A 13,970-nucleotide genomic window follows, 5' to 3' on the forward strand; every position below is an offset into this window, starting at 1 on the left:
CGAGAGTGTAGGCTTTCGTCAAAAAATAAAAACGATAAGAGCTGCTTATGTCACAGAACACACCTGATTATCGCTTCGCATTGACTGCGTTGACCTCGTTATTCTTCATGTGGGGCTTTATTACCTGCTTGAATGATATTTTGATTCCTTACCTGCGGTTATTGTTCGATTTGAACTATGCCCAGTCGATGTTGATTCAATTCTGCTTCTTTGGAGCCTATTTTATTGTTTCAATTCCAGCTGGCGCACTGGTGTCAAAAATTGGCTATAAATCGGGCATTGTCACCGGGCTTTTGATTGCCGCGGCTGGGTGTGTGATTTTTTACCCTGCTGCACAAATGGAAGTCTACGGGCTATTCTTGCTGGCGCTGTTTGTGTTGGCCTCAGGGATTACCATTTTACAAGTTGCGGCGAACCCTTATGTCAGCGCAATGGGTAAACCTGAAACGGCCTCAAGCCGCTTGACCATGACCCAAGCGTTCAACTCACTGGGTACCACGGTTGCACCATTTTTCGGCGCCTGGCTGATTTTCGGTGGAGTGGCTGACCCTGAAGTCTCGGGGGTATCAAAAGATACTGTAAGCTTACCGTACTTTATTTTGGCTGCAACCTTGGTGGTGATGGCTTTGATCTTTGTTTATCTGAAGCTGCCAGCTATGGGTAAAGCTGAGCTCGAACCAGAGTTGCCGACCAGCAAGGGTGCGTGGGGACAACGGCACTTGGTGCTCGGTGCACTCGGTATCTTCGCGTACGTTGGCGCAGAAGTTGGGATTGGCAGTTTCTTAGCCATGTATATTGCGCTACCCGAGATTGGTGACATGAGCGTTGCTTCCGCCTCGCACTACATTTCATGGTACTTCGGCGGCGCTATGGTGGGCCGCTTCTTAGGTGCCGCTATCATGCAAAAAATTCAGGGTAACCGCGTACTTGCATTCAATGCGGTCTGTGCGGTGTTATTGCTGCTACTTACCATGACAAGTTCCGGCACGGTGGCAATGTGGGCTGTGATCTTTGTCGGTTTGTGTAACTCAATTATGTTCCCAACCATCTTTAGTTTGGCAATTCATAACTTGAAAAGCTGTACCGGCCAAGGTTCAGGTATCCTTTGCTTAGCCATCGTCGGCGGTGCGATTCTACCTTATCTGCAAGGTCTGCTTGCGGACCAGGTCGGTGTACAAATGTCGTTTATCTTGCCAGTGGTATGCTATGTGTATATTGCATTCTACGGCATCAAAGGATATCGCCCAGTCACTCCATCGAATGAAGAGGTGAAACAAGCATGAAGCTAAAAAAGTTCCCACTGGCGACGGTATACGTCGCCATGTTAAGTGCTGGGCTTGCAGGGTGTAGCCCAGCGGTTGAAGAGACCGAGACGGTTACTGCGGACTCCGCGCAAAATGAGATTTGGCCGCAACTGAAGTTACCGGTTGCCACTGACCCAGCGCTCGAGCAACGCATCGACGACATGCTCGGTCGCATGACCCTAAAGCAAAAAATTGCTCAAGTTATTCAGCCAGAAATTCGCGATATCACCGTTGAAGATATGCGCAAATATGGCTTTGGTTCGTATCTGAACGGTGGCGGTGCGTTCCCAAATAACGATAAATATGCCACTCCTGATGATTGGGTGGCGCTTGCCGATGCCATGTATCAGGCGTCCGTTGATGACTCGTTAGATGGGATTGCGATTCCAACCATGTGGGGAACTGACGCGGTGCATGGTCACAATAATGTGATTGGGGCGACGATTTTCCCGCACAATATTGGTTTAGGTGCTGCCAATAACCCTGATTTAATCCGTTCTATTGCCCGCGCGACGGCGAAAGAAGTCATGGCCACGGGCATTGACTGGATTTTTGCGCCGACCGTTGCAGTGGCCCGCGATGATCGTTGGGGCCGTACTTATGAGAGTTACTCTGAAGATCCGCAAATTGTGAAAAATTATGCGGCATCCATTGTTGCCGGTTTGCAAGGCACGCCGGGCGCTGAGTTTCTTGGCGATTATGGCGTCATCAGTACCGTCAAACATTTTGTCGGCGACGGTGGCACTACCAATGGTACCGACCAAGGCAATACTGAAGTTTCAGAGCAAGAATTATTTGATATCCACGCACAGGGCTACGTCGGTGGTCTTGAAGCAGGTGCGCAAACCGTGATGGCAAGTTTCAATAGCTGGAATGGCCAAAAAATTCACGGTGATGCTTATCTGCTCAATGATGTCCTCAAAGGCAAAATGGGCTTTGACGGCTTTGTTGTGGGCGATTGGAATGGTCATGGTCAGATCCCAGGTTGCACCAACGATAATTGTGCGCAAGCCATGAACGCGGGTCTTGATGTGTATATGGTCCCGACTCAAGCATGGAAGCCATTATTTTATAACCTCGTTGAGCAAGTCGAGCAGGGCATTATCCCGATGAGCCGACTTGATGACGCGGTACGCCGTGTTTTACGGGTGAAATTACGCGCCGGTTTATTCGATAAGCCGAGTCCAGCTGCGCGCGAACTATCAGGCGACCGTAGCCTGATTGGTGCGGCCGAGCATCGTGAAATTGCGCGTGATGCGGTACGACAATCTTTGGTTTTATTGAAAAACTCAGGGCAATTACTGCCACTTGAGCCGCAGTCACGGATTTTGGTCGCAGGCCCAGCAGCGGATAACATTGGCCAACAATCGGGTGGCTGGACCATCAGCTGGCAGGGGACAGGCAATACCAACGAGGACTTCCCAGGCGGAACCTCGATTTATGTGGGTATTAAAGCTCAAGTCGAAGCCGCCGGTGGTGTTGCAGAGCTTAATGTCGCCGGTGAGTTTGAGCAAAAACCAGATGTCGCGATTGTCGTCTTCGGCGAGCAACCTTATGCTGAAGGCAATGGTGATTTAGATAACCTAGATTACCAGCGTGGTAACGCGACTGATTTAGCTTTATTGCAAAAGCTTAAAGCGCAAGGCATCCCGGTGGTCAGTATCTTCATTAGCGGGCGTCCGCTGTGGGTCAACCCAGAGTTGAATGCCTCTGATGCATTTGTGGCGGCCTGGTTACCTGGCTCAGAAGGGGCCGGTGTTGCGGATGTGATTCTGCGCAATGCAGAAGGTGAGATCCAACATGACTTTGTCGGGCGTTTGCCGTTCTCATGGCCAGCCACGCCGGATCAAGCTGTCCTTAACTTTGACCAAGCCGATTATGCACCACTGCTAAGTTATGGTTTTGGCTTAAGTTATGGCGAGCCAAGCACCTTGGCCGATGACTTGCCTGAACAATTTGCTGGTGCGACAGCAGTCGAAGAGGTGGTTATCTTTGAACGCGCGCCGCAAGCGCCATGGTTACTTGAATTAACCAGTGCCGGTAACCGACAAGCAGTCGCTAGCAGTATTCAAGAGAACGGTGCAATTCGCACCCGTACCTTTGATGATCAAGTACAAGAAGATGCACGGCGCTTTGAGTTCAGTGGTGAGGCGGTAGCAAGCTTTAGCTTTACCACGCCATTCCCACGCGACTTACGTGCCTTCACAGAGCAACCTAGCGCGCTCTCAGTGACCTTAATGCGGCATGGTGAGGTACCAGCAGAGGTTTACTTAACTCAGTACTGTGGTGACAACTGTGGGCTGCGTGAAAATATTGCGGCGCAATTGGCTAGCTTGCCTGCCGATGAATGGCAAACGGTGCAGTTCCCGATCAGCTGCTTAACTGACGCAGGTCTTGATTTGCAGCAGGTTGGGGTAGTGTTTGGGATTGAGACCGACGCGGCATTCGCGCTTAGTATCAACGACATTCGTATCCAAACCGTCACAGAAAGCCAAGCATGCCCGTTTAACTAAACGGGCTCTAGCAATAAAAAAGCCACTCATTCGAGTGGCTTTTTTTATACCAGCACGGCTATCGCTTAGAAGCGATAGCGCGCCCCGAGAGAGTAACGTGGACCGTATTGACGAGCGAATAAGAACTGCTCTTCAAAACGACCGTAGCCTTGCTCTGTTTCGTTATTGAGGTTGATCCCCTCAAAGAACACGGTGAAGTTCTCATCGATGTCGTAGTTAATGCTCATGTCCCACTGGCCATAAGGTTTGGCAAACTGTGGTGGAGCATCAGCAGAGCCTTGCGACTGACCAACGCCGATCAGGTAGCTATCACGCCAAGCGTAAGTGACTTTTACTGACAAACCATCTTTCTCATAGAAAGCTTGGAAGTTCGCTGAATCACTCAAGCCGGTAAGAGGCGCTTGCTGCACTAGGCTATTCACATCGAATTCAACATCACCGCTAACGAAGGTTGCGTTGGCACCTAAACCGAAACCGGTTTCACCAAATAGGTGTTGTGCAGCAATTTCGTAACCATCAACACTCTTGCTGTCGGTGTTGGTTGGCTGGCTGATGCTCCATACGATGAGTGGATCATCTGCGGCCGGCTCAATCACACCGTCAGCATTACCGTGACCATTTGCCAGCATTTGCTCGAAGATAGCGGTGCTGGTTGCCTGCTCACCACGTGCTTCGATGTCAGCAATGGCTTGGTTATAACGCGGACCGTTGAAGATATCGCGCAAGCCATCAATGGTGACTTCAGTGATGGTGGTTTGGATAAAGTTATCCACATCTTTGCGGAAGTAACCGACTGCTGCGTAGCTGCCAGGAGCGTAGTAGTACTCAAGGCTTAAGTCGATGTTGGTCGACTCAAATGGCAACAAGTTGGTATTCCCTTGACTACCGACGCGCGCGCCTGGACGCGGGCTACCGCTCAGGCTACGACCACCTGCAAGGGCACCGAGTGGGGCACGAGAGATGGTTTTACCGGTCGAGAAACGTGCAACGACGTCTTCGGTGAGGTCGATACGGAAGTCAAGCATCGGCAGCAATACACTATGGTTACCGGTCAGGGTCAGGAAGCTCGACTCTGCTTGCGGCTCATATTGCATAATCCACTCTGATGCACTCACCCAGTTCACTTGACGCTCAACCCGTTGACGCACGGTACTGGTGACATCAGTGCGCTCGTAACGCAAACCTGCGTTTAATTGAGCAGGGAAGCGACCGATATCAAATTCCCATTCTGATTGAACGAAAATCGCATCAGTGACTTCTTCTACGTAGCTTTCGCTATCGATACCATCGAAGAACGGGTCGACAGCGTACACATCACTGCCCATTAAATCTTCGGTCAAGTACGCTAATTGCCGCGCCACCGCTTCGTCAAAGTCGTAGCTGTAGTAATACGGGCTTGCTAAAGCACTACCGCCACCAACGAATTGATCGAGGAAGTCGCCCGTTGGGTTAAAGGTGAACATGCCATCTGGGAAGATCTCGGTGAAGCTTGGGTTAAAGCCAGGGCCGCCACGCAAGCCACTCCAGGCATTATAACCACCCACGTCTTGGTCGGTCCGGCTAAAGCCAGCAGTAACTTTCACCAGTGGGATGTCAAAGGTGTTCGAGTTGTACCATTCGCTGCGGAATTGGTATTGCTTGATGTTTGACTCACCTGGTGAGCGAATAAACTGACTGAAGTTCGAGTCAATTTCGCTTGGGTCAAGCACGGTTGTGCCATTGGCCCAAAGTACGCTCGCCTGCGGGATTTCGCCAGTGCGATAGTCATAGAACTTGGTTAATAACTGATCTGAGCCCAAGATAACCTGGCCCCATGCGCCAAGACCTGGGTCAGCGCCGTTGTCAGTTTTGTTGCTTGAATCATGAACGTCGAACCAAAGGCTTAAGTCGTCGTTGACATCATAAGTGATGTTCAAACCGAGTGACTTAGCCTTCACTTCGGTGGTGTCACGGCTAATGGTGAACGAGCCATCGTTACCTGAAATATCGGCATAGAGGGCGGTTCCATTGGCATCAAGCTCATAGGCATTGATGTTGCCACCGAATTCGTTCCAGATACCCCAGCCAAGCCCTTCGCGACCAGTAATCGCACGACTTGCGGTGTAATCTGTGGTGATCATCAAATTATCGGTAGGCGCGAATTGCAAGGTAAGCTGACCGTTGGTGCGCTCACGTTGGAAATTCTCGATACCGTAGTTCATATCTTTCGGGAAGAAGTGATTACCGATACGCTCGCCGTCTTCGCCAATTGGACGTGGGTCAATCACTTGACTCGGATCCAAGTCGGGTAGGGCAACGTTCGCTTGCCAACCTTGGATAAAGGCCTGCTGGTTTTGGAAATCACGACGTTGTTGTGACACAGTCACCGCAACCCCGAACCGGTCATCAGCGAAGGTATTGGCGTAAACCGCTGATACTTCTGGAGTGAAGTCATCGCCTTCGACATTCGAGGTGTCGTGAATGGCTTTACCCATAATCGAGAAGCGCTGACCTGATTGTGATAATGGACGCATGGTGACGATATTCACCGTTGCACCCAAACCACCACTTGGCATCTCTGCACGAGCTGATTTGTAAACTTCAAGTGCACTTACGCCTTCAGATGAGAGGTTCTCGAGGTTGTACGAACGGGTATAACCTGTACCTGGCATTTGCCGATTATTCAGCGTAACCAAGTTAAATTCAGGACCAAAACCACGCACAGTGATTTGACTTCCTTCACCGTTAGCACGGCTCACCGAGACACCGGTGATCCGTTGCAACGATTCCGCCAAGTTGGTATCTGGGAATTTACCCATTTCTTCGGCCGAAACCGAGTCGACGATACCGCGACTTGAACGTTTGAAGTCAGAGCTCCGCGCTAAACTGCCGCGGATCCCTTTAACCGTGATGATTTCAACATTTTCAGTTGCTTCAGTTGTTTCTTCTGATGCGCTTTGTGCGACCACTTCTTCAGTTTGTGGAGAAGTGTCCTGTGCGTATAGCGGCATCATGAACCCAGTAGCGAGCACGACAGATACGGCAGCTGCCACAGGGGTTTTGTTAAACATGATTGGTTTTATCATTATTTTATCCACTCTGTTGTCGTACTGCTTAGAAGTTCGAAATGGTTACGTTATCAATTTGATATACCGAACCACCACCCGTGCCCCAAGTTGGGAACACCATGATGACATTAATATCACTGATATCGAGTCCGGCATCGAACAGATCTTGTAACGAGAAGGTATAGCGGGCCCATTCACCCGTTACTGGAGCGGTGCCAAAGTTGCCACTTGCTAGCGGCAGTTCGACTGCTGTCGCAGCACCTGTCGATTCGATTTTAAATAGCCACTGCGCATCAGGGTTCGTTGGCGCATTAACAACGCGCATATCGAAGCTCACCGCACCGTTAGCAAGTAACGGAGTGGCATCAAACGATACGCCTTCGTTCGCTAAGAAGCCCAATACGGTTTCTGGCCAGCCCAAAATTTCGAATTGCGCAACAGAGCCATAAGGTGCGCCCGCATCGACGATACTTGGAGTCGAACCTGCACAGCAATCCCATAAGCTCCAATCGCTGTTAACAACATTTTGGAAGATGGTCAGATCGCTCGCACCGGCGCTTGGATCATAAATCCGTGCTTCATCGACGCGATAAACCGCACCTTCACCGGTTCCCCAAGCAGGGAAGATCATCACCACATCAATGGCAGATGGATCAAGGCCAAGGTCAACCAAGCTTTGCAAGCTAAAGGTATAGGTTTGCCACTCGCCCGTGACCGGAGCTTGATCTCCGTTACCGGTAGCTAAGTCAACTTCAACAGCAGTTGTGGCACCATCAGATTCAATCTTGAACTTCCAGACTGCATCAGGGTTCGCTGGTGCAGAAACGACTTTCATGTCGAACTGAACCACGCCATCAACCGCGATGCTTGAGGCATCAAATTGAATTCCGCTGCCTTCTGGCGGACGGAAGCCCATAACAGTTGGGGTTGCACCGATTGAGAACTCAGCCACAGTGCCACGCTCTTCATCGACAACTTCGGCAGGGGTGGTACCGCCACAGCAGTCCCACATTGGCCAATCTGGGTTGCTCGCATCACCAAATAGTACCAGCTCAACTGCAGGTGATGAGATTTCAACGTTCGTGACTTGGTACTCAGCACCTTCACCGGTGCCCCAAGCAGGGAAGATCATCACCACGTCAATGCCTGACACATCAAGCCCTGCGTCAGAGAGAACTTGCAGTGGGAAAGTATAAGTCTGCCATTCACCAACTACGGGTGAAACACCCTCATTACTCGAGGCTAACGGCAACTCAGCAAAGGTTGAGCCTTCGTTGCTTTCAATTTTGAATAACCAAGTTGAATCAGGATTGATAGGGGCCGAAACCACTTTCATATCAAAGCTAACCGAACCTGTTTCAAGAATTGGTGAAGCATCAAATGGAGAAGGGGTTCCATTTGGATCCGTGATAAAGACTTCACGTGAAATAAAGCCATTAACCGTTGGAGTGGCCCCAACACTGAATTGATACACCTGACCTTTTTCGACATCGTCAACTAACGCAGGAGTTGAACCACCACAGCAATCCCATGCTGGCCAGTTTGGATTTGGGGTACCAGCGAAAATCGTCAGATCTTGCGGGATACCGGTTGATGGAGGCGATGGGATCGGAGCTTCACCGATGACCAAGGTTTCTTCATCTTTGTACCCGGCTCGAATGGTTTCACAGCCACGGCCGGTATTCGGGTTGGCCGCACACTCGTACACCCGCACGTAATCAATTTCAAAGGTTTGACCGTTTACAAAGGCATCCGCGTCAATCCCTAGGTTATTCACGTTTTCAGGCCATGAACCACCGACTGCAAGGTTCATAATCAAGTGAAAACGCTCATCAAATGGCTCAGGACCATATTTAACTTCAAGCTCACCGGTTTGCGCATCAAAGTACTCTGCAAACCAACCACGGTGGCGCAGACCAATCACTTCACCTTTGCTGTTTTGGCGAACAGTTGATTGCATTTGAGTTTGATACAGGTAGCCATCAACATACCAACGGAACTCGCCTTCTTGCCATTCAATGGTGTAAGTATGGAATCCGTCGGCTGGATTGGCGTCACCTGGAAGGGTGTAGGCTTTGCCTGAAGAAGAGTTATTCGGCGCATCACGGCCGTAGTGGAGGGTACCGTAAACTTTTGATTCGACATTGCCTTCACCGTCTACAGTTTTAAGGTTCACTGCTTCGACAATATCGATTTCACCTGATTTCGGCCAACCGCCATAGACTTCATCTGTTGGCATCATCCACACTGCAGGCCAAGTTCCTTGACCCTCTGGCATCTTGGCGCGAACTTCAATGCGACCATATTTAAAGTCGCCTTTCATTTTGCTGTTGATGCGCGCAGAGGTGTAGGGCTTTTCAGCACCTTCTTCTGCAGGTAGTGCGATAATTTTCAGGGTGTCATTCGAGACCACAAGGTTATCACCGCTATCGGTGTAACATTGTTGCTCTTGGTTGCCACCGCCTAAACAGTTGACCTCGATGTTCCACTTACGTGAATCAAGTGAGGTACCACTAAATTCATCGCTCCAAACCAGTTGCCAATCGGTTACTGGCTGGGTGGTATCGATGGAGGTGAAGTCAGAGTTGGTTTTGACATCGCCGCCACCGCCACAGGCGCTTAAGCCAAGGGCTATAAGCGAGGCTGTGAGAGCTTTTGTTGTTATATTTTTAGTCATAGGTGCGTTCCTGATGTTGTTCCCGCATTCCGTTATGTACGCTTTTTACTAAAGCATAATGGTTGAATGTAAGCGCTTTCATAACATAGTGCAAGAATTTATAAGCGTCAATTATCAACGCTTAAATTTCCGCCTTATGCGACATTACGTTGTTGATTTAATGAAGATTGTTTTTCTGAACTTGCGTTGATTTTCGCAAACCAAGCCAGCGTGGTATCAAGCATGCGGTGGCTAAAGGCCCATTCGTTGTCGTACCAAGCCATGAGTTTGATGAGATTGCCTTGCACGCGCGTTTGACGGAGGTCGACAATGCTGGAATGGCTATTGTGATTAAAGTCAATCGACACTAACGGCAGGCTGTTGGTGCTGAGAACTCCTTGCCATTGTGCTTGTGTGCTGGCATCGCTCAGTAATTGGTTTACCTCGGCGACACTGGTGGGGTTGGCAAGGGTGACCGTTAAATCGACCAGAGACACGTTTTGCGTTGGTACTCGCACTGCCAAACCATCAAGGCGTCCGGCAAGCTCTGGAATCACTAGGCCAACAGCAGCGGCAGCTCCGGTTTTGGTTGGAATCATTGAACCTGTTGCTGAGCGAGCACGATGCAAGTCGCTATGATAGCCATCAACCAGGTTCTGATCATTGGTAAAGGCATGAATCGTGGTCATCAGGCCGTGTTCAATTGGGTTCGCCTGATTTAAAACCTTAACAATCGGAGCGAGACAGTTGGTAGTGCACGAGGCATTGGAGATAATGCTCATGTCGGCAGTTAGCTGCTCGTGGTTTACACCATAAACAATCGTCGCATCTACATCTTTACCCGGCGCCGAAATCACCACACGCTTGGCCCCTGCGTCAAGATGAGCTCTAGCCGTAGTGCGGCTGGTAAACAGACCGCTACATTCAAACACCACATCAATTTCAAGCTCGCGCCACGGCAGTTGGCTTGGATCGCGCTGTGAGATCCAGGCAATTGAATCACGATTAATGGTTAAACAATCTGCCTCAGCGCTGACCTCGCCAGCAAAAGTGCCGTGAGTTGAATCATATTTAAATAAATGAGCGTGGGCTTCACACTGGCCAAGATCATTAATGGCGACAACTTCGATGCTTTGGTTAAGCTCGCGCTGATATAAAGCCCGCAACACGTTTTTACCGATGCGGCCAAAACCATTGATAGCAACTCGAATGGACATAACAACTCCTCAAATACGTTTCTCTTTAGTGTAGTAAAATTACACTTATGCTAGAAAAATAACAGGAATTGTGGGGTTATCAAGTGTTTTAGTGTAATTTAATTACTATTTTGTTGTTTCGCATCAAATCGAGAGCCCACCAACGACTCTTTGATATCCCGCAATTTGGCTTGGAACGCCGGCCCGCGTTGCAGGGTAAAGCCAGTAATCAAGGCATCGATTAATACCAGCTGAGCAATCCGCGAGACCATCGGCATATACACGTCGGTATCTTCCGGTACATGGGTGGCCAGCACCAAATCACAGTGTTGGGCGAGGGGGCTTTGATCTGCGGTTAAGCCAAGCACCGTTGCGCCTGTCTCGCGAGCAAGGTCAGCGATCTCACAGATGGCTTTGGTACGGCCGGTGTGGCTAACACAGATAATTAAGTCGGCGCGAGTACAGTTCATCACCATCATTTTTTGGGTCAAGATGTCGTCTGAAAACAGCACCGGTACATCAAATCGTAGAAACTTGTTGTGGGCATCGTGTGCTACAGATGCGGATGCACCCAGCCCGAGAAATAGAATTTTATGGGCGCTAACGATTTTCGCCACCGCGGCTTCAACAACCTCGAGGTTGACTTTGTTGCGCGCTAACTCAAGCGCTGCTTGGGTCGATTCAAATATCTTGTCGGTGTATTCCGCTACCGTATCGTTTTGTTGCACATGGCGGTTTAAATAAGGGGTACCAGCGACCAGTGCCTGTGCTAGTTGCAGTTTAAAATCAGGAAAACCTTTACTGCCAAGGCGTCGGCAAAAGCGGTTTACGGTCGGCTCGCTGACATCCGCAAGCTTGGCCATAACTGCGATACTGCGATGAATGGTGGTCTCAGGTTCACGTAGGATAACTTCCGCAACCTTGCGTTCAGACTTACTCAGTTCAGCGAGTGTTGCGCTAACATGATCAAGAATATTCATAATCGGCCTTTTATTTTTATTTGTAATTTTACTACAAATATTGGATTTTGATCGAGTTCGTTGGTAGCATCATAGCAAATATGTAGTAAAATTACATAATCTTTGAGGTTTATATGACCACCACCACACAGTCTTGTGATTTTGTTTTATTCGGGGTTTTGGGCGATTTGGCCCAGCGCAAGCTTCTTCCCGCCATTTATCAGCTCGAACGCACCGGTCTACTGGCCAGCGATACCCAAATAATTGGAGTTGCGCGTGAGGCAATGGAGCTTGAGAGCTTCAAGGAAAACGTCGAGCAAACCATTCGCAAATATGTCGATAGCAGCGAGTATTGCAACGACACCATGCAACGGCTACTCGGCAAATTACACTATTGTTTGCTTGATCTCGCCGATATCGAAGCGTATCGAACGCTGACTCAAGTGGTGGATAATAAAAAGCGCACACCCGTGTTTTATTTCGCCACACCTCCGAAGTTATTCCCGGTGATCTGCGATGGCCTTGCCAGTGTCGACTTAACCGCACAGCCAGCGCGCGTGGTGTTAGAAAAGCCGCTCGGGCATGACCTTGAATCATCGCGACAAATTAACAAGCACATTGCCCATCATTTCGATGAGTCACAGGTTTACCGCATCGACCATTACTTAGGGAAAGAAACCGTCCTTAACTTGTTAGCGCTGCGTTTTGCCAATGCAATTTTCTCGTCGAACTGGGATCACACGTCAATTGACCATATTCAAATCACCGCTGCCGAGCAGGTGGGCGTTGAAGGACGTTGGAGCTATTACGATGATGCCGGACAGTTGCGCGATATGGTGCAAAACCATTTGCTGCAAGTGCTGTCGCTGATTGCGATGGAGCCACCGAGTCGCCTTGATGCCGAAAACATTCGTGAAGAAAAACTCAAAGTATTGAAATCGCTGCGACCCATTACCGCCAGTAACGTGCAAACCGAAACCGTGCGAGGGCAATACAGCGATGGCTTTGTCGGTGAGAAAAAAGTGCCGGGCTATTTGAACGAAGAGGGCGCGCGCGATAACAGTCGCACTGAAACCTTTGTCGCGATTAAAGCGCATATCGATAACTGGCGCTGGGCCGGAGTACCGTTTTACTTACGAACCGGCAAACGGATGCCAGAAAAACGCACCGAAATTGTGATTGTATTCCGTGCCCAGCCGCACAATATTTTCCGCGAAAGCCTGCCTGATTTGCCTGCGAACAAGTTAGTGATTCGCTTACAGCCTGATGAAGGCGTCGAGATCCAGATGCTGAACAAGGTGCCAGGGCTTGGTAAAACCATGCGCCTGAATACCACCACGCTGGATTTGAGTTTTGATGAAACCTTTAGCAATAACCGCATTGCCGATGCGTACGAGCGTTTGCTACTCGAAGTCATGGAAGGCAACCAATCGCTGTTCGTGCACCGCAACGAGGTGGAGCATGCCTGGCAGTGGATCGATTCAATTATTGCCGCGTGGGAACTTACCAACGAAGCGCCAAAACCCTATAAAGCAGGGTCGTGGGGACCCACTGCTGCGATTTCTTTAATAGCCCAAGATGGACGAACCTGGGACGACGAACTATGAGCTTAAGCTTACAAAAATTTGAGAACGAGAAAACCTTAGTGCACACCTTTGCCGAGCAGATCTGCAAGCAATTGACTGCGGCGATTGCCGAGCGTGGCGCGGCCTATTTAGTGGTGTCAGGCGGCAGCACACCGTTGCCTCTATTCCGCGAACTGCGTACTCATGCCATTGATTGGTCGGCAGTGACGGTGGTGCTGGCAGATGATCGCTGGGTCGAGCCCGGTTCAACCGCGAGCAATGCCCGCTTAGTTAAAGAAGAACTCTTAAAAGACTTCGCCGCTGCCGCGAAGTTAGTTGAGCTGGTGCATGATTACGCCTCGCTCAAGGATGCGGAGCAGCTCGCCCAGCAGCGCTTGCATGGCTTGCCAACCTTTGATGTGGTGATTTTGGGAATGGGGCAAGATGCGCATACCGCATCGCTGTTTCCATGCAGTGACAGTATTCATGATGTCTTTAGTAGCCACGCCGATATTGTTGCGCTGCAGCCAAGCACTGCGCCGCATGCCCGCTTAACCCTCACACCCAAACGTTTACTCGATAGCCGTCAGATTTACATTCATTTTAACGGCGAAGCGAAGTTTAAAGTGCTGCAACAAGCGCTCGAAGCAACCGACCCAGAGCAAGCGCCCATTGGTTATTTTGCGCGCCAGCAGCAAGTGCCGGTCGCGTCAATTTACGCGGCTTAAAA

General features: G+C 49.9%; 8 protein-coding genes. 4 read left to right on the plus strand and 4 right to left on the minus strand.

The features are described 5' to 3' along the window. The first annotated feature begins 47 nt into the window (after positions 1–47). Together CWI83_RS01515 and CWI83_RS01520 are read left to right on the plus strand one after the other, a co-directional pair. The gene (locus CWI83_RS01515; protein ID WP_126824753.1) at positions 48–1,283 is read left to right on the plus strand and encodes a sugar MFS transporter; all 1,236 of its coding nucleotides are present in this window, start codon (positions 48–50) and stop codon (positions 1,281–1,283) included. After that, positions 1,280–3,817, plus strand: a complete 2,538-nt coding sequence (locus tag CWI83_RS01520; protein ID WP_126824755.1) for a glycoside hydrolase family 3 protein — start codon at positions 1,280–1,282, stop codon at positions 3,815–3,817. The genes CWI83_RS01515 and CWI83_RS01520 overlap by 4 nt, the downstream gene beginning before the upstream one ends. A gap of 65 nt (positions 3,818–3,882) precedes the next feature. On the opposite strand, the gene CWI83_RS01525 is transcribed toward CWI83_RS01520, so the two are convergent. From CWI83_RS01525 to hexR, 4 genes are all read right to left on the minus strand, one after another. Continuing rightward, entirely contained in the window at positions 3,883–6,882 is a 3,000-nt protein-coding gene (locus CWI83_RS01525; protein WP_126824758.1) for a TonB-dependent receptor, read from the minus strand. A 28-nt stretch (positions 6,883–6,910) separates the two neighbouring features. After that, on the minus strand, positions 6,911–9,541 hold the full coding sequence (locus CWI83_RS01530; RefSeq protein ID WP_126824761.1) for a glycoside hydrolase family 16 protein: 2,631 nt from the start codon (positions 9,539–9,541) through the stop codon (positions 6,911–6,913). 134 nt (positions 9,542–9,675) lie between these two features. Then, positions 9,676–10,737: a type I glyceraldehyde-3-phosphate dehydrogenase gene (gap, locus tag CWI83_RS01535; RefSeq protein ID WP_126824764.1), complete on the minus strand. Its 1,062-nt coding sequence runs from the start codon at positions 10,735–10,737 to the stop codon at positions 9,676–9,678. Between the two features lie 98 nt (positions 10,738–10,835). Then, the gene (gene hexR, locus CWI83_RS01540; RefSeq protein ID WP_126824767.1) at positions 10,836–11,696 is read right to left on the minus strand and encodes a transcriptional regulator HexR; all 861 of its coding nucleotides are present in this window, start codon (positions 11,694–11,696) and stop codon (positions 10,836–10,838) included. Positions 11,697–11,809: 113 nt separating this feature from the next. Between hexR and zwf the strand changes: the two genes are divergently transcribed. Next, positions 11,810–13,282 carry a glucose-6-phosphate dehydrogenase gene (gene zwf / locus CWI83_RS01545; protein WP_126824770.1) on the plus strand — a complete coding sequence of 491 codons (1,473 nt, stop codon included), beginning with the start codon at positions 11,810–11,812 and terminating at the stop codon, positions 13,280–13,282. Then, a complete protein-coding gene (gene pgl, locus CWI83_RS01550) occupies positions 13,279–13,968 on the plus strand; it encodes a 6-phosphogluconolactonase (protein ID WP_126824773.1) in 690 nt (229 codons plus the stop codon). The genes zwf and pgl overlap by 4 nt, the downstream gene beginning before the upstream one ends. The last annotated feature ends 2 nt before the right edge of the window (positions 13,969–13,970 follow it).

The organism is Pseudidiomarina taiwanensis (genome assembly GCF_003987435.1).
GTDB lineage: Bacteria > Pseudomonadota > Gammaproteobacteria > Enterobacterales > Alteromonadaceae > Pseudidiomarina > Pseudidiomarina taiwanensis.

Coding starts and splice junctions, on each gene's coding strand:
- CWI83_RS01515 (WP_126824753.1), top strand. CDS start 48: ATGTCACAGAACACACCTGATTATCGCTTCGCATTGACTGCGTTGACC.
- CWI83_RS01520 (WP_126824755.1), top strand. CDS start 1,280: ATGAAGCTAAAAAAGTTCCCACTGGCGACGGTATACGTCGCCATGTTA.
- CWI83_RS01525 (WP_126824758.1), bottom strand. CDS start 6,882: ATGATAAAACCAATCATGTTTAACAAAACCCCTGTGGCAGCTGCCGTA.
- CWI83_RS01530 (WP_126824761.1), bottom strand. CDS start 9,541: ATGACTAAAAATATAACAACAAAAGCTCTCACAGCCTCGCTTATAGCC.
- gap (WP_126824764.1), bottom strand. CDS start 10,737: ATGTCCATTCGAGTTGCTATCAATGGTTTTGGCCGCATCGGTAAAAAC.
- hexR (WP_126824767.1), bottom strand. CDS start 11,696: ATGAATATTCTTGATCATGTTAGCGCAACACTCGCTGAACTGAGTAAG.
- zwf (WP_126824770.1), top strand. CDS start 11,810: ATGACCACCACCACACAGTCTTGTGATTTTGTTTTATTCGGGGTTTTG.
- pgl (WP_126824773.1), top strand. CDS start 13,279: ATGAGCTTAAGCTTACAAAAATTTGAGAACGAGAAAACCTTAGTGCAC.